We start from the raw sequence: 15,211 nt of genomic DNA on the forward strand, positions 1-15,211 counted from the left end.
AAAGCAGAATTTAGTTTTCTAGGATACTATTTTTATTTTTCATTTTTAAAACCTGCCGGCATTGCTGGAACACAAACAAGGAGCCCCTTTGCGGCGGCTCCTTGTTTTGAATCTTTTCTCTATTAATGAATAACAAGTCTCTTGTTCTCACGAAGGTTTATCCTTCCGCTCAAAATAACTGTGCAGCCTGTACTCGCAAATATCCTGCGTCCATGTAAAGACGTTTTCGTTTCCTGCGGCTTCAAGCTGAATTTGAAAAACGCCGTTTTCAAAGGTGATAAGCCCTTTGCTGCGGCCGCTCCATTTTGTCATCGGCATTCTGGCAATTAAATCTGCGACTGCTCTCTCATTGTACTGCTCCAGCTTTTTGCCCTGCTGGTCGGAAAAATCAATTCGTTTCCGGTATTCCTTTGAAGTCAGATACTCGTGAAAGTACGGAGCTGCTTCCACCGGCGTTATCGGATCAAGCCAGCGCTCCGCTCCTCTGGCAAGCATGCAGCGGAGCAGGACCATTTTATAGCTTTTGTTCATGCTCGTTTTTTCCACTTCCGCAAACCAGTGCTCAAATTGCTGAAAGACCGATTTCTCTGAATCTCGCAATTCTCCCATAGCGGCTAAAAAGCCCGGATAAGATTGATAGAATTCCTTCACCATTTTGCTGTCGGCCGTTCCATGCAGGTGAAGCTCTACATAAGATGGACGCCGGCCCAGTTCTTTTTTTAAATCTTCGTAAGCGGCATGAAGCTGTTCTTTGCGCGGATTGCGCTTCCGGTTCATTTCCTTTAACAGCTCGACCGCTTTTAAATCAAAGTTCATCACACATCCGGCCGGCACAGCGGGAACCACATCACGCGTTTTCCGGTCAGGCTCGGTATCGAACACACGCATTTTCACATCCGCATTCCGGTAGTTGCCGATCAGGTCAATCATGACACAATGCGTTTTGCCCGGCGCTGTGCGGAGGCCGCGTCCGATCTGCTGGGTAAACACGGTCAGTGATTCAGTCGGACGCGCAAACAAAATCGTGTCAACAGATGGAATGTCCACCCCTTCATTAAAAAGGTCAACGGTGAAAATCACGTCCAAATCTCCTTTGTCCAGCATCGAAACGGCTGCCGGGCGGGATATGGTTTTCGTCCCGGAGTGAAGCGCAATGGTTTGAAGTCCGTGTTCATTGAAATAACCGCTTAAAAATTCCGCCTGACGGATCGATGAGCAGAAAGCAATCGTTCTCGTCTGCCTGTGCTTACGCCATGCGTTCAAGATTTTTTCCGCCATTTCCTCCCGCAGCTGCACCGCCAGCAGTTCTTCTTCATCGTAGCGGCTGCCAAGCCAGGTCAGCGCTGAATAATCGGTTTCATCGTAAACGCCGTAATAATGAAACGGGGCCAGCCATTGCTTTTGAATGGCTTCCATAAAATGAATCCGGTACGCAACATTTCCGTCACAAATGCCGTATACATCCTTGTTGTCCATCCGGTCCGGTGTCGCGGTAATGCCAAGAAAAAACTTTGGCGTAAAGTAGTCACGCACCCGCTGGTACGACTGGCTGGCCGCATGGTGAAATTCATCCACTACAACCAGGTCAAACGCATCCGGCTCAAAGGTATTCAGGTGGTGTTTGGAGCCGATGGTAAACACAGACGCGAAAAGCATATCCGCATTTTTTTCCTTTGTCCTGCCATCTAAAATCCCTGCGGTGCGGTCCGGATGCACATGGAGAAAAGATTTTTTCGCCTGTTCCAGAATTTCAATCCGGTGAGCGACAAACAGCACCCGCTTAAAGTGCCTGGCAAAAAAAGCCGCCAGATACGTTTTGCCGAGACCCGTCGCCATAACCACTAACGCCCGTTCATATTCTTCCTCCATTGTTTGCTCCAATGCCGAAAGAGCCGCTTCCTGGGCAGGACGCGGCAACAGGGCAGTCGTGTATGGCTCCGCTGCTTCTGCCACAATGGATTCCTGGTCAGCAGGCTCCGAAAACATGGCATCCACTTCTTCCGTTTCCGTCCATTCTGTGTGGAGCGACTGCTTTTCATGAAAAGCTTCGTAGCGGTCCCGGTATTCGCTGACGGTTTCCGAGTTGACCGGAATGGTCCGCTCATTATAAAAAATGGCTTCAAACTCTCCAAGCGCTTCTTCAAAAAGAGCTTCATTTTCAGCCTCGACATTCCATTCCACCCCGCCGGTCAAAGCCATAGCCGACATATTGGACGACCCGATAATCACATGACCCTTCTCGCCCAGGCGGAACAAATACGCCTTCGGGTGAAACGAACGGCCGCCGCTTTTGTACAGACGAATTTCCGCTTCCGGCACTTCTTTCGTAAGCATTTGCAGCGCGTCCGGCTGGGTAATATGCAGATAGTCGCCGGTCCCAACCCGGATTTCTGCTCCCCGTGCGGCGGCTTTTTGCAGAGCGGGAACGAGCTTTTTGACGCCCGACTTCATCACAAATGACGTTAAAATATCAATCTCCGTTGCTTCCTCAGCAAGCCGGTTAATTACATCCAGCAGCTGAGAGGTAATGAGCCGCAGCTTAGTCATCCGCTACCTCGATCAAGTAAATGCGGTCCTGAAAGCCGCCCCGTTTTTCCGCTTTCCGGCGCCGCACTTCTTCCAGCTCGTCAGCCGTCGCTCCATGAATGGCCGCCGCCGCGTGGATCAACTCCATTAAATCAGCCAGTTCTTCTATTGCCTCCTGGTCATTTCCCGCGCTTTCATACTCGGCCAACTCCTCGTGCATTTTTGCTTTTACTTCCTGTATGTATTCATTTTCATCCAAAATACGTGACGTGCAGGTTTTGCCCGCTTTCTCAATCACTTCCAAAATGCGGTCGCGGACAAGCTTGTTGTGGACTGGCATGGGTGAACACTTCCTTTTTTATTTTTATTATCTTATTTAACTATACTATATTGAAAATACATGGGTTGCTTTTTATGACAATCACATTTCTGTAAACTTGGTTTTTGAAACCCTTTGTAAACGCCGAGATATAAATAAAATTCAACAGGGTTATTTTAAAAGTGCAGCATTGTAAATCAACTTCAGCTAGCGTCCAACGAGCATTTCAACTATTTTCTCTCGTCATAGGCCTTATCAATAAACTGTTTAATTTCTTCTAACCCACTAACCCAATCTAATCGTATAAAAACTTCATGGGTTTTCTCGTCAATTTGGTTTGGTATCCTTTCATACATCTTTCCTAGTATCCGGTCTACTTCTTTTTGTATTCTAAGACCTTCTTTATCAGCTCTTTCACCTATATGCAATACCAAAGCTGGAACACCTCTGAGCATCATCAAGGTGGCAAATTTTTTAGTCAGAGTTCCATCATCTTTAACCTTTTTATATCCATAAGTAAATTCTTTTTCAGCTATAAATCTCTTAACATATTCCTTACTTGATATATAAGTGTCTATTGCAAGCCCTTTAAATTCCATTTTCTCAAATGCTTTGTCGATATTTTTGCTTGATGGCATGATAATCCCCTTTTCCATACTTTTTCGCTACTTCTGCCGCTTGTCTAATTACAGGTATTCCCCCTTGTTATTCCATAAAATTTTCCTTTAATTTAATTATATAGTCAGTAAAAGTAAAGGGGAATGATAGTATTTGTCGTATTTTGTCGAAAAAAAATCCTATGAAAATTGATTTTTTTGTAAGAAAATATAATAGGTTGGTTTATTATAGTAAATATCTCAATATTATCTGTCTTTTGGTTTATTTATTTTTTTGTATAGATTCTTTCCAACTTTAATTAGTGCTGGGGAAGAATTTTTAATTAAGAAGAAAAAGGAGTGTTTAAATGGGGTTAGGTTTTAGAAAAAGCTTCAAAATTGCCCCTGGAGTTCGTTTTAATGTTTCCCATAAAAGTGTTGGAGTCAGCGCTGGCGTGAAAGGTCTTAGATATTCTGTTAATTCAAGAGGGCAGAGACGGACTACAGCAAGCATTCCAGGCAGCGGTATTTATTATTCCAGCACTTCAAGCTCAAAAAGAAATTATAAAAGTGCGGCTCATCAACAAAGACAGCAACTCTTAAGACAGCAGAAAGAAATGGTTAAGCAAGAAGAGCTTCAACAAGCCAAATATGAAGTTGAAATGTATGAAAATCAAATTGATGTTATTCACTCTATCCATAAAGAATGCGATGATTTCTTCGACTGGAAGGAAATTAGCCAATCAAGCCATCCTTATGATCATAATGAAATAGGTGAACACGAAAAAGAAGCTCAACAAAAGTTAGAGCAGTTTACTCCGTCTTTTATGCAGAAAATCCTGAAGTCTGCGGACAAAGAAAAACAAAAATTAGAAGATGACGTTACGGCTGCCCGCGATCAAGATTCTCTGGAGTATAAAGAATTGCAGAGAACCATTGAAATTGCCAGGAAAATACTTAGTGAAGACGTTGATACTTATTTCCAAGTTATAGAAGAACTCTCTCCTCTTGATGATTTATTAGAATTTGGGAGTGGTTTTGAATTCTTTATAGAAGATCCTAAAACGTTGGAAGTAGAGTTTAACGTACTTTCCAAAAACGTAATTCCTACTCACATAAAATCTTTAACAAAGACTGGAAAACTTTCTGTTAAGGAAATGCCAAAAACAAAATACTTTGATATTACACAAGATTATGTCTGCAGCTGTGCAATAAGGATTGCGAGAGATATGTTTGCGATCTTGCCTTTTGAGACAGTCGTTGTTCACGCTTTAGATGAATAAATAAACACATCTACCGGTCATGTAGATACTGTTCCCATTTTGTCGGTAAAGTTTGAAAAAAACATTCTTCATTCATTAAACTTTGATTCTATTGATTGCTCGGATTCCTTGAGTAATTTTGAACATAACATGAAATTCAAGAAAACACAGGGGTTTGTCCCAATTAAAAAACTAACAATTTTATAATGACATAATTAACTTACATTATTTTCAGAACCATTAACAAACAAGGAGTGCACATAAATGAAACGAATCATTGCAGTTACCCTTTCTTCCGCTTTGTTTTTAGGAATCACAGCCGTATCCCCTGCTTCTACAGACGCGGCAGCTAAATCATATAAAAATTGCACTGAACTCAATAAGGCATACAAAGGCGGGGTAGCTAAAGATGCCAAAGTAAAAAACAAAGGCGGCAAAACAAAATACAAGCCTGTTGTTTCTGCCGATCTTTACAAAGCAAATAGCAGTAAAGACCGTGATAAAGACGGGATTGCCTGCGAAAGATAACCTGTAATCAATCCGCCCCTATTCTCTATAGGCGCGGTATTTTCTTGTGACTGCTTTCTAAGTGTAAAACAATTAAAAAGAAGGAATGAAAAAATGGCAAGCAATAAGAAGAAAAACGGAAACAATAAGAAACCAGGCGGCTGCTTTGGCTGCCTTGGCTGTTTAGGCCTTATATTAATCTTCGGGTTATTATTTGGAGCATGCTCTGCAATTTTTAGTGATGAAACGGAAGAACAAGATACAGTAGATACTAGGAATGAAGAAATAACACCTGTGGAAGAAAAACAAGAAGAACCTGCTGTGACTGAAGATGAACCCGTTGTAGAAGAAGAAAAAGAGGATTCCTCTGTAACCGAAGATGAACCCGTTGTAGAAGAAAAGCAGGAGTCCGAACCAGCTGTGGAAGAAGCTCCTGAGTCTGTAGAACCGGCCGAAGAGGAGCCAGTTGCAGAAGAAGAAACCGTGGTGGAAGAGGAAGAACCAGTAACTGAAAGTGTCTATTATAAAAACTGTTCCGAAGCAAGAGCCGCTGGTGCCGCTCCTGTGCATAAGGGTGAACCAGGATATGCAAGCCACCTGGACCGCGATGGCGATGGCATTGGCTGTGACAGTTAATTTTATTACCCTGCCTTTTAATAAGGCAGGGTTTTATTTATTAATCACTCTGCTTTTTGTTGAATACGGAATTACCTAAATAGAACATGCCCACCCTATAATCATTGCAGCTATTTGAACTTTAGCCGGGAGAATATCTCCGTGTGAAATAAACCCCTCCTATCCATCCCCTTTCCCTCGGTTATTTTATTTTTCAATAAATGTCCTGTACGCTTTTTGAACAAGCCGTCTCCATAAAGAAAGGGCACAATTCTTTTGGAATTGCGCCCGATTGTCGAATATAAACAGGAAACCTTATCATGAGCCGTTACCTGATTCATCTTCTTTTTTTTCTGTTTTGTTCCTTGATGAATTTCCTGGCGTTTTTCATGCCGCCCATACTGCTGAACATATGATTTATCTTTTCTTTTTCAATCATTTTAGAATTCAAGGCATCATATTTAGTTTCCCTTTTCAGTTTCCAGTAGCTTTCCAGTCTTTCAGCTGATAAGGTACCCTCTTGAATGGCTTTTTGCACGGCACAGTCTGGCTCACTGTTGTGCGTACAGTCGTTAAACCGGCAGCTGGAAGCAAGTTCATCAATGTCAGCAAAGGATTTTGTTAAATCCGCACGGAAAACCCCAATTTCTCTCATGCCCGGAGTGTCGATCACAACGCCTGAATCCGGCAGCACAATCAGTTCACGTCTTGTCGTGGTGTGTCTGCCCTTATCATCATTTCTTATCCCACTTGTATCCAGTATAGTTTGGCCGATCAGGCAATTGATTAACGTCGATTTCCCAACTCCGGATGATCCTATAAACGCTGCTGTCTTACCGTTAGAAAGATACCCTTTTAAGGAGTGGTACCCTTCATCAGATGTACTTGTTGTAACAAGCACGTCTACGCCTATTGCAATAGAGGAAATTTCCTTAAGCCTTGTCTCTATTTCCTTGCATACATCTGATTTTGTAAGGACAATGACCGGCAATGCACCGCTATCCCAGGAAATAGAAAGGTACCGCTCCAGCCTTCGAAGATTGAAGTCATTATTCAATGACATACAAATAAAAACGGTATCAATATTTGCGGCGACAATCTGAATATCTTCCCTGGAACCTGCCGCTTTCCGGGAAAAAACACTTTTCCGAGCAAGGATATGGTGAATAATTCCATTTCCCTATGAATGATCTGTCCGGTCCACCATAACGAAATCGCCGACAGCGGGATATTTAGAAGGTTCTTTTACACTATAGAGAAATTTTCCCGACATCTCAGCAGCCATCTCACCATTTTCCGTAATCACTTTATATACATTTTTATATTGTGATGAAACCCGGCCTATAAAAAGATTTTTATACAATGCAGACTCCTGTATCCATTCTTCAGTAAGCCCCAGGTTTTCCAGGTTACTATTATTCAACTTCATTTCCTCCTAAAGTTTAGTTCATAACCTTTGGGAGGCTTATGCATACGTTTATTTTGTGCATACCTCCCTATTTGTTACAATCTCGGCATTTTTTTGGCTATACATAAAAACAGCATCTCCTTTCGATTACATATATGTTTTACTATATCACAAGTGTTCAGCCATTTTTTTAAGAGTCCGGTCAACAAAAGAGTTTTCATCTATATACTTATTTTCAATTCATCATTATGTGTGGAATAGGTGTTCTTTAACACAAAATGGCCTGCTTCATACAAATAAAAACCGAGTGAGTCAGCATATTGATTCGGTTTTTTTCCTTTATATAGCTGTGACGCTTGAGTGTCTGGGCGCTTACTGACGGCTCTTCCTCTCGTATTTATCCGCCCCTTTTGCTTGCTTTTTCAGAAAATATTCGATTCCTCACAGTGTAAACATGCCCTTTCCGTTACTGGCGGTCTCAAGGGCTTTTCGCGGCTGAAAAAGAGGAGTTCGCTGCTGGATTCGAGAATGTACATACTGAGAACAGGAGGGAATTGGATTGAAGCAAAATATTTACGATAACGACACCTTTTTTAACGGGTACATGACCCTGCGCAAAAGCGGCGTAACCTACAACGATTTTATCGAACAGCCGGCTATAAAGTCTGTCCTTCCCCCTCTCCACGGAAAAACGGTGCTGGATGTGGGCTGCGGGATGGGCCAGTTTGCGGCATACTGCGTGGAAAACGGGGCGGCGTCGGTTTTGGGGATTGATATTTCCGAGAAGATGATCGAACAGGCGCAGCGTTCCAATCCGCACCCGGGCATCACATACAGATGTGTGCCGATCGAAGACTTTGAATCGCCGGGTCAGTCCTTTGATCTTATTGTCAGCTCTCTTGCTATTCATTATGTAGAAGATTATCCGGCTCTTGTGGGCAAAGTGAGCGGGCTGCTGCGCGGGGGCGGGGAATTTATTTTTTCAACGGAGCACCCCGTTGCCACGGCCCGCCAGAAAATGAACAACTGGGTGCGGGATGAGGAAGGCAACCGGCTGCACTGGGCGCTGGACAACTATCAGGAGGAAGGAATGCGGGAGCAGCACTGGTATATCGACGGCGTGATTAAATACCACCGCACCCTTTCCACCCTGGTAAATACGCTGATCACCGGCGGGCTGGCCATTGAAAAAATGGTCGAACCCCAGTCCATTCCAGCGGGGCTTGAGCAAATGCCCGATGTGGCGAACGAAAAAAGGCGCCCTTCTTTTCTGATCATACAATCAAAAAAGCGGCCTTGAATTATATTAAAAGAAGGACAAATTCACATGCACAAAATACATTTAATCGTTTTCACCGTAATTGCTTTTTTTACCTTATCCGGCTGTGTCCAGGATGAACAAACTGCGGTGTCCTCCCCTCCCTCCGCGGAAGAAGTGCTGGAACAGGATACGGAGGCGGATCTTTTTCAATACAAAGATACCGTCTATCAAACGAATATTGACTGGGTGGATGAGCTGGAGCTGACGAAAAAGCAGGAAATCGGCGAAGTCCGGGCGGTTTTTTCCGGTGAAGATTCGTTTTCAAATGGAATGTCGACAAAGCTTCCGGCAGGAACAAAGCTTTATTCGGTTCAGGAGCGGGAGGATATTCTGATGTCCGGCGACGGAAAGAAATATCTTGCACTTTCGGAGGGCTGAATGCTGCGGCTTGAGTGCGGAAGGCGTTCCCGCTACAATGAAGCAAGGCCCTATGTGAGGAGTGATGGAATGTCAAAGGAAATGGAAGATTTTATTGTCCAGAGCTATCAGAAAGAAGAAAATATGATGATTCTCGTGTTTGCGCAGTGGTGCATCAACCACGATCTCGATCCGGAGGCGCTGTATTTGGAGGCGTATCCGGACCAGGCGAAAAACCAGGCGCTGCGGGATGCCCTGGCGCTGACGGTTCCGAAGGAAGAAGCCGGCGAGGTACCGGATGAAACGCTGCTTGGCGTGCTGTCGCTGTTTGGCAATGATGACCTGGCGTTTGTGGTGACGCAGGAAATCGCCCGGCTCGGCAAGCAGAAAAAGCAATAGCCGCGCAGCTGCAGAGAACCCGATATTCGCCGGGTTCTCTGTTTTATTCTGCCGTAAAAAGCTAGTACCTAATCCCCTCTGCTTCATAGCAGAGCCCCTCTTAAACAGCGATCGTTATGTACCCGGCCCGTCAAAAAGCCCGCAGACATGCTCTTTGTATGAAAGGCGTGTCTGCGGGCGGCCGGCATTTATCATGTTAGTAGGCACCATGACCACCGTTAAGGTAAGCAGCACCTATAATGATCAAAAGGATGAATAAAACAACAATTAACGCAAAGCCGCCTCCATATCCGGCGCCTTCTGTTACAACTTCGCTCATCCCGTTCACCCCCTTTCCATGCCCCAAAGGAAACATCTCTTTTGGATACCGTTTGTTTTGTTCCGCTGCTGATCCAGGGGGATTTAACAAAAAACAGCCTGAACCGCGACTTCATACAAAGCATTCTTTCCTGGAAGCCCTATCCCTTCCTTTTGTAGTTTATGGAACAGGATGGGATATGGTGTGTGCAGAAAGCGGAGAGGAAGCGGATTTTTCACTTTCTAGCGCAAAACGGCTGACCGGGTTCCATCATTGCCGCTGTAAAATTCATCACCGGCCCCTCAAAATCGATGGCATGGCTTCTCTCCTTATGTCGTACTCCTTTATGCGGCACCTGAAGGAAGGAAAAATAAAAATGAAGCTCCTTTCCCCGCTCTTGAGCATATTTTATAAAAAAAGAAGAAAGCTTACGGATTTTCTTGAACAGGCTATATTCAAAAATCCGCAAGAAAACTTTATCCAGCCTATTTATCTTACAACTTTCAGCTTTTTTTCTTCTAAGCTCCTTTACGATTCCTTTTATCGAATTTGCAAGACGGATATAAGAGATTTCAAAGCAATACGATAATCGGCCCGCCTCGCTTTTTTTGTTTATTATCAAAAAGAGAAAAGGTTTTTCTGGAATAATGCACCTGTCTATACCAAAAAAGACGGCCATTCATATAATGTATTAGATTCAAAGAAAGGAGGTGCAGCATATGGGTGGTTACTCAGGCGGTGGAAGCAATGGAAATTCAGGTTTCTTCCTGATCGTTGTTCTCTTTATCCTTCTTATTATCGTTGGTGCATCATGGAGCTACTAATCGGCATGCTTTATGCCATATGAGCCAACAAGCATACAGGGGCTGGGCGGCCCCTGTATTTTCAATTGGAAAAACCGCCTCCATACTGATGTATTTCAAGCAGGACTGGATGATCCTCATAAACAATAAGAAACCAAAAGAGGTGAGAAAAATGAAGCAACGCCTTCCCGGCAGTCCTGTTTTTACCCCGGGCTCCCCATCCAATTATCCACGGCTTTCTGATCCAGCTGGAGCTTCTCCGTCTTCATTCCCCGAAGAGCTTTTCCACTCTTCCTGGCCGCTCGTTTTTTTAAAACGGGATGAAAACGGCTGGTTTGCAGATCCAGCAGGAAACTCCCTTCCATACGTAAAGCATCCTGGCACCATTGACTGGGATGAACAGCTGCTGCTTGTGGAGAAAACACTGAAACACCTGACTCCCAGACAAAAAGCGATAGCGCGCTACTGGGATACTGACAATGTGATCCAGAAATGCGCGGCGTCAGCTGACCGGTTATTCGGCATTCCTTTTACCCTTCAGCTGCCTCTTCTGCCGCTGCTTTTATCAATCCCAGAGGATATACATATTCTGGTTCTTCTCCCGGGTGCCATCCACGATGCCCTGATGGTTTGCTGGACCGTGAAGTACCGCTACAAAACAGCCCGGCCCAATCAGCTGGGCAGCCCGCTGTCCTCGTTTCTGCCTACCCCCCGCCAGCCGTCTTTCATTTCCGCGCACGCCACGATAGCGGGAATGATGGCCGAGCTGCTGGGCGGCTTTTTTCCGGCTGAGCGAAACCGGCTGCAAAAGCTTGCGGAAGAATGCGCGGCTTCCCGCGTATACGGCGGCGTGCACTTTCCAGTCGACTGCAGCGAAGGGCTGCGGATCGGGCGGGCAATTGGGCGAAGCATTGCCGGTTTTTATTCCAGGCAGCCCGACTGACACGCCGCAAAAAAAAAGAAGCCCGGGTATTATTTTGCCGTGACGGTCTTTTTTTATGTTTGCAGGAGTTCCGGGCGGCCAGGAACGGAATCCCGCCCTCCCTCATTTTCCGCCTGTATTCGCAGACAATTCATTGTACTGGTCCTTATTGTCTTTATATGAAAAATAACAAACCCTGAAACGATTTTCAGGGTTTGTATTATAATATATATCTTTAAAATTAGTATGCGGTCCATCCTGCGTCAGCTGCGATCACTTGCCCATTTACGAAGCTTGATTCATCAGAACCTAAGAAAACAGCAAGTTGAGCAATTTCATCAGATTTTCCCGCACGTGGCATTGTACCGATACCAGTTGCTTGGCGCCCGGCTCCAAATTCAGAAATATTCGTCATAGAAGCACCGATGTTAGTCTCTACACCACCAGGGGCGATACCATTACAACGGATTCCAGAGTGGGCATACATATATGCAGTGTTTTTCGTTAATCCCGTAACCGCGTGCTTAGAGGCTGTATATGCTGCCCCTGCACGCGCACCACGCAAGCCACCTGCCGAAATATTGTTTACGATTACGCCATGTCCTTGTTCTAAGAAGATATTAACAGCAATACGCATTGCACGCATGACACCAGTAGTATTAACTGCAAATACGCGGTCCCATCTTTCATCAGAAATTTCTCCAACTGGTTCCATACCATCCATAATGCCTGCGTTGTTAACTAAAATGTCTAGCTTTCCATATGCTTCTTTGGTTTCAGTGAATAATTGCTCTAAGTCTGCTAATTCAGCAACGTTTGTACGGTTGGCAATTGCCACGCCGCCATTATCGTTAATATTCTCAGCTACTGCTTGAGCACCTTCAAAATTATAATCAGAAACAACTACTTTTGCTCCTTCTTTTGCGTAAAGTTCTGCGATTGCCTTCCCCATTCCTGAAGCTGCGCCTGTTATGATGGCTACTTTATCTTTTAATCTCATATGATAAATCCTCCTTAAATATATTGTACAATTGTTCAATAAAATAATAATATTAAATTGTAACCGCATTCAATAATCAAAAAGAAGCAAATCGTACAATATTGAACAAAAAACCAGAAAGTGTTTAATAAGGGAGAGATCTATTTGAATAAACATGATTTGCGCGTTCTAAAAACAAAGCAAAATATACATTCGGCATTAACGAACCTATTAAAGAAGAAACCCTTAACTCATATAAAAGTAACTGAACTTTGTAAAGAAGCAAATATAAATCGTGGAACATTTTATTTTCATTATCAAGAAGTGGGAGATGTTTTTAAGGAGTTTTTTGAAGAAATCATGTTAGACTTAAAAAAATCTTATAACGAACCTTATTATCACACAGATTTTCTTAACGGAAAAACTTTGGACCCCAAAACAGTTCGTATCTTTCACCATATAAAAAAATATGAGGATTTTTACAAAATTGTATTTTCTCAAGAAGTATCTTCAGAATATTATTACATGTTATTCGATGAAATACGTTCATTTGGCCTTGAAAATGAACATGCTGTACACCAGGGAAAACTTAATAATTATTTACACTCCTACTCAGCCAATGCGATTATTGGATTAATCATTGAGTGGTATCGTCATGATTTTCAAGAATCCGCTGATGAAATGAATGTCCATTTGGTCAATATTCTTAAATTATAAAGGATAGGGACAGGGTTTCAGAAAAGCCATTCTGCGGGCAGGCTATCCCAACTATATTCAAACAGCACCGTCTATTAACTGTTACAAACAATAGTGTGTATTAATGAAATACAGATTATGAAGGATTATACTTAAACTAACCGGGCGGTTTTTCAGTAACGATGGATTGTTTTTGCTGATTAAAGTAAAGGGGACATTTCTCTTAGAAGGATTTGCACCATCTGAAAAAATAAGAACCCGCTAGTATGATGCATATGCGCTGGATTGTGGAAGTAATACCGGCAGACGCCTGCGAAAATCCGTTTCGTATTATGGTTCCATTCCTTTTTTAACGTGAAGCATGGCAGCCTGAATCATATAACCCCTCTTTTTTACAAATTACACCATTACCAGCCAGTAAAAAAAGAAGCAAAACGGAATGAAACGCGACGAATATTTAAAAGAAATCGCGCCGTTCTCACCCTGACACTTTAAAAGGAACAGCAAGGGTTCTCCCGTCCGGCTTCTTTTTCTTTTCATTCAGCACAAAAAAGTAGTCTGACGGATCATACTTCCCCTCCCCTTTGAAAGATCGCCGGTTTAAGCGAGGAACAGTGGACTCGATACAGCGCGCATGCCTGCTTAGTTATTTTCTCTTATTCGATTTCTAAAAACGTTTATACCTTCCCCAATAGCTGCCCCTGCAGCAAATATAACAATAGGCGCTGCAGTAAACTTGTTCCCGAGCACTGCCATATAAACAAAATAACCCGCCAGAAAAATGAATAAGAATGTCATGTACTTTTTCACAAAGAACAAGTTAATCACCTCTTTTATATTGTCAGCGTCATGGTAAACCTTTTTAATGCATTCACTCTTAAGTTTTCACGGGATTCTCTTGAACACAAGCCCTTTGATTGAAGAGTTTCTATCACTGGATTTATGTTAACAGTATTTTTTGAACTCATTCAATTCGTATCCATCAAGTCTGCTCCATAATATTTTTGCGTTACTTTTGAAAGCACTGCATCTAAATCTTCAAAATCCATCCCGTGTTATCTGGCCGCCAGAAAAAGTAAAATCTGAACAGTAATCATTGCACTTTTGCAGAATTATTTTTTCCATCTCCATCACTCCAGATCATTACGGCTGATACCCCAGCATGGCGATAAATACAATGAACACCAGATAACAAAATCCAACCGGAATCATACTAATGCAAATTACGATTTTTTCTTTAGTGTTTTTCGCACTGAACAGCCAAATGCAATACCCCCATATGAGGATGACGAGCAGTGGCCAGGCAAGGAAGGGAAAGTAATTGTCAACATACGTTGAATTCTGATCCCATCTTTCTTCGATCGGATGTCCCGCCGATTCCTCCCACCGCTTTTCTCGTCCTGTCAGAAAGACAAACAAAAGGATAACATAGTAGACAACCGTCCCCAGCAAAGCACGCAAAAATAGCTTCATAATCATTCTCCTAATTTCCTCATCCTGCTTTCTCCATATTATCACTCACATCGCCATAAATTCAAAATTATTACAAAAATAGTGAGTAGACTTTATTTTGCTTAAGATTGGAGTTTATGCATAAATAACAAGCAGCCATGAGAACCCGGTCATTCTCATGGCTGCTTCAGCAAGGATGCTGCATTCAATCCTTTCACAGGATTTTCAAGGTAACGGGAGGGATTATCCCAAAGAAATAGAATGGATAATAGAATAAATCATTTGGAGGTGTGTGATGAACCCTGCTGCCAATCAAATCAGTGGAGTTTTTGTGCCTGTTCGTGATATTAAAAATGCCCGTGACTGGTATTGTGATATTTTAAGCCTGCCGCGGGACGGTGATCTTTACTTTGGCCACATTTATGTTCTCCCGTTAGACGGGGCAAATATTATTCTTGACAGCAAAATTTACGCTCCCGATCATGTGCATAAGGTTCCGGCATTTCAATTGCGAACGAATGATATCCATCAATCCTATGAATATATGAAAGAAAAAAATGTGGAACTCATAACGAACATCGAAAACGGCCACTGGTTTAATTTTAAAGACCTGGATGGAAATGTCATTATGGTTTGTAAATAGATTATTCCCCTGGTCCTCTTAAAAGTAATCCGTAATTTCTCGGAAAGCCCGGTCATTCCGGGATAAAGGGAATGACTGCTTTTTTCATTTAATCTTTTCTCAATTTCA

Annotated in this window: 18 protein-coding genes and 1 pseudogene; 10 read left to right on the forward strand and 9 right to left on the reverse strand. The window is 43.0% G+C overall.

Annotated features, from left to right (window positions below):
• Positions 1-147 precede the first annotated feature (147 nt).
• From VP98_RS01465 to VP98_RS01475, 3 genes are all read right to left on the reverse strand, one after another.
• Positions 148-2,547 (reverse strand): DEAD/DEAH box helicase family protein, encoded by a 2,400-nt coding sequence (locus VP98_RS01465; RefSeq protein WP_046173532.1) that lies wholly within the window; start codon positions 2,545-2,547, stop codon positions 148-150.
• Complete coding sequence (locus tag VP98_RS01470) at positions 2,540-2,866, reverse strand: nucleoside triphosphate pyrophosphohydrolase (RefSeq protein WP_046173533.1); 327 nt, start codon at positions 2,864-2,866, stop codon at positions 2,540-2,542. Before VP98_RS01470 ends, VP98_RS01465 begins: the two co-directional genes overlap by 8 nt.
• Before the next feature lie 209 nt (positions 2,867-3,075).
• Entirely contained in the window at positions 3,076-3,483 is a 408-nt protein-coding gene (locus VP98_RS01475; protein ID WP_046173534.1) for a hypothetical protein, read from the reverse strand.
• Positions 3,484-3,809: 326 nt separating this feature from the next.
• Here VP98_RS01475 and VP98_RS01480 point away from each other — a divergent pair, with 326 nt between their 5' ends.
• The 3 genes and pseudogenes from VP98_RS01480 to VP98_RS19410 form a co-directional block, all read left to right on the forward strand.
• Positions 3,810-4,724, forward strand: a complete 915-nt coding sequence (locus VP98_RS01480) for a DUF4236 domain-containing protein (RefSeq protein ID WP_197076535.1) — start codon at positions 3,810-3,812, stop codon at positions 4,722-4,724.
• Between the two features lie 243 nt (positions 4,725-4,967).
• Positions 4,968-5,231, forward strand: coding sequence for an excalibur calcium-binding domain-containing protein (locus VP98_RS01485; protein ID WP_046173535.1), 264 nt, complete (start codon positions 4,968-4,970; stop codon positions 5,229-5,231).
• 486 nt (positions 5,232-5,717) lie between these two features.
• Positions 5,718-5,846, forward strand: a pseudogene (locus tag VP98_RS19410) (excalibur calcium-binding domain-containing protein); the annotation flags it as partial.
• Between the two features lie 316 nt (positions 5,847-6,162).
• Here VP98_RS19410 and rsgA read toward each other — a convergent pair.
• Both rsgA and VP98_RS19175 read right to left on the reverse strand, forming a co-directional pair.
• Entirely contained in the window at positions 6,163-6,996 is an 834-nt protein-coding gene (gene rsgA, locus VP98_RS01500; protein WP_331427833.1) for a ribosome small subunit-dependent GTPase A, read from the reverse strand.
• 9 nt (positions 6,997-7,005) lie between these two features.
• Entirely contained in the window at positions 7,006-7,248 is a 243-nt protein-coding gene (locus VP98_RS19175) for a ribosome small subunit-dependent GTPase A (protein WP_231584093.1), read from the reverse strand.
• 544 nt (positions 7,249-7,792) lie between these two features.
• Here VP98_RS19175 and VP98_RS01505 point away from each other — a divergent pair.
• From VP98_RS01505 to VP98_RS01515, 3 genes are all read left to right on the forward strand, one after another.
• Positions 7,793-8,533, forward strand: coding sequence for a class I SAM-dependent methyltransferase (locus VP98_RS01505; RefSeq protein ID WP_046173537.1), 741 nt, complete (start codon positions 7,793-7,795; stop codon positions 8,531-8,533).
• A gap of 27 nt (positions 8,534-8,560) precedes the next feature.
• Entirely contained in the window at positions 8,561-8,932 is a 372-nt protein-coding gene (locus tag VP98_RS01510; protein ID WP_046173538.1) for a hypothetical protein, read from the forward strand.
• A gap of 69 nt (positions 8,933-9,001) precedes the next feature.
• Complete coding sequence (locus tag VP98_RS01515; RefSeq protein ID WP_046174097.1) at positions 9,002-9,310, forward strand: hypothetical protein; 309 nt, start codon at positions 9,002-9,004, stop codon at positions 9,308-9,310.
• A 196-nt stretch (positions 9,311-9,506) separates the two neighbouring features.
• Here the strand turns inward: VP98_RS01515 and VP98_RS18420 are convergent, their stop codons facing one another.
• Complete coding sequence (locus VP98_RS18420; RefSeq protein WP_156151284.1) at positions 9,507-9,629, reverse strand: YjcZ family sporulation protein; 123 nt, start codon at positions 9,627-9,629, stop codon at positions 9,507-9,509.
• 214 nt (positions 9,630-9,843) lie between these two features.
• Positions 9,844-10,077, reverse strand: a complete 234-nt coding sequence (locus VP98_RS18725; protein ID WP_156151285.1) for a hypothetical protein — start codon at positions 10,075-10,077, stop codon at positions 9,844-9,846.
• A gap of 250 nt (positions 10,078-10,327) precedes the next feature.
• On the opposite strand from VP98_RS18725, the gene VP98_RS18425 reads away from it, so the two are divergent.
• Together VP98_RS18425 and VP98_RS01525 are read left to right on the forward strand one after the other, a co-directional pair.
• Positions 10,328-10,432 carry a YjcZ family sporulation protein gene (locus tag VP98_RS18425; protein WP_082087790.1) on the forward strand — a complete coding sequence of 35 codons (105 nt, stop codon included), beginning with the start codon at positions 10,328-10,330 and terminating at the stop codon, positions 10,430-10,432.
• 151 nt (positions 10,433-10,583) lie between these two features.
• The gene (locus VP98_RS01525; RefSeq protein WP_052712090.1) at positions 10,584-11,354 is read left to right on the forward strand and encodes a phosphatase PAP2 family protein; all 771 of its coding nucleotides are present in this window, start codon (positions 10,584-10,586) and stop codon (positions 11,352-11,354) included.
• Positions 11,355-11,574: 220 nt separating this feature from the next.
• Here VP98_RS01525 and VP98_RS01530 read toward each other — a convergent pair whose 3' ends face one another.
• Positions 11,575-12,333 (reverse strand): SDR family oxidoreductase, encoded by a 759-nt coding sequence (locus VP98_RS01530; protein ID WP_046173540.1) that lies wholly within the window; start codon positions 12,331-12,333, stop codon positions 11,575-11,577.
• A gap of 144 nt (positions 12,334-12,477) precedes the next feature.
• Between VP98_RS01530 and VP98_RS01535 the strand changes: the two genes are divergently transcribed.
• Positions 12,478-13,029 (forward strand): TetR/AcrR family transcriptional regulator, encoded by a 552-nt coding sequence (locus tag VP98_RS01535; protein WP_046173541.1) that lies wholly within the window; start codon positions 12,478-12,480, stop codon positions 13,027-13,029.
• Positions 13,030-14,151: 1,122 nt separating this feature from the next.
• Here the strand turns inward: VP98_RS01535 and VP98_RS01540 are convergent.
• Positions 14,152-14,481, reverse strand: coding sequence for a hypothetical protein (locus VP98_RS01540; RefSeq protein ID WP_046173542.1), 330 nt, complete (start codon positions 14,479-14,481; stop codon positions 14,152-14,154).
• 274 nt (positions 14,482-14,755) lie between these two features.
• On the opposite strand from VP98_RS01540, the gene VP98_RS01545 reads away from it, so the two are divergent.
• Positions 14,756-15,103, forward strand: a complete 348-nt coding sequence (locus tag VP98_RS01545; protein ID WP_156151286.1) for a VOC family protein — start codon at positions 14,756-14,758, stop codon at positions 15,101-15,103.
• The last annotated feature ends 108 nt before the right edge of the window (positions 15,104-15,211 follow it).

It is taken from the genome of Domibacillus indicus, assembly GCF_000970685.1.
GTDB classification, from domain to species: Bacteria; Bacillota; Bacilli; order Bacillales; family Domibacillaceae; genus Domibacillus; species Domibacillus indicus.

Bases quoted from the DNA above. Each gene is read 5' to 3' on its own strand.
- VP98_RS01465 (WP_046173532.1), bottom strand. From the start codon at position 2,547: ATGACTAAGCTGCGGCTCATTACCTCTCAGCTGCTGGATGTAATTAAC.
- VP98_RS01470 (WP_046173533.1), bottom strand. From the start codon at position 2,866: ATGCCAGTCCACAACAAGCTTGTCCGCGACCGCATTTTGGAAGTGATT.
- VP98_RS01475 (WP_046173534.1), bottom strand. From the start codon at position 3,483: ATGCCATCAAGCAAAAATATCGACAAAGCATTTGAGAAAATGGAATTT.
- VP98_RS01480 (WP_197076535.1), top strand. From the start codon at position 3,810: ATGGGGTTAGGTTTTAGAAAAAGCTTCAAAATTGCCCCTGGAGTTCGT.
- VP98_RS01485 (WP_046173535.1), top strand. From the start codon at position 4,968: ATGAAACGAATCATTGCAGTTACCCTTTCTTCCGCTTTGTTTTTAGGA.
- VP98_RS01510 (WP_046173538.1), top strand. From the start codon at position 8,561: ATGCACAAAATACATTTAATCGTTTTCACCGTAATTGCTTTTTTTACC.
- VP98_RS01515 (WP_046174097.1), top strand. From the start codon at position 9,002: ATGTCAAAGGAAATGGAAGATTTTATTGTCCAGAGCTATCAGAAAGAA.
- VP98_RS18420 (WP_156151284.1), bottom strand. From the start codon at position 9,629: ATGAGCGAAGTTGTAACAGAAGGCGCCGGATATGGAGGCGGCTTTGCG.
- VP98_RS18425 (WP_082087790.1), top strand. From the start codon at position 10,328: ATGGGTGGTTACTCAGGCGGTGGAAGCAATGGAAATTCAGGTTTCTTC.
- VP98_RS01525 (WP_052712090.1), top strand. From the start codon at position 10,584: ATGAAGCAACGCCTTCCCGGCAGTCCTGTTTTTACCCCGGGCTCCCCA.
- VP98_RS01530 (WP_046173540.1), bottom strand. From the start codon at position 12,333: ATGAGATTAAAAGATAAAGTAGCCATCATAACAGGCGCAGCTTCAGGA.
- VP98_RS01540 (WP_046173542.1), bottom strand. From the start codon at position 14,481: ATGAAGCTATTTTTGCGTGCTTTGCTGGGGACGGTTGTCTACTATGTT.
- VP98_RS01545 (WP_156151286.1), top strand. From the start codon at position 14,756: ATGAACCCTGCTGCCAATCAAATCAGTGGAGTTTTTGTGCCTGTTCGT.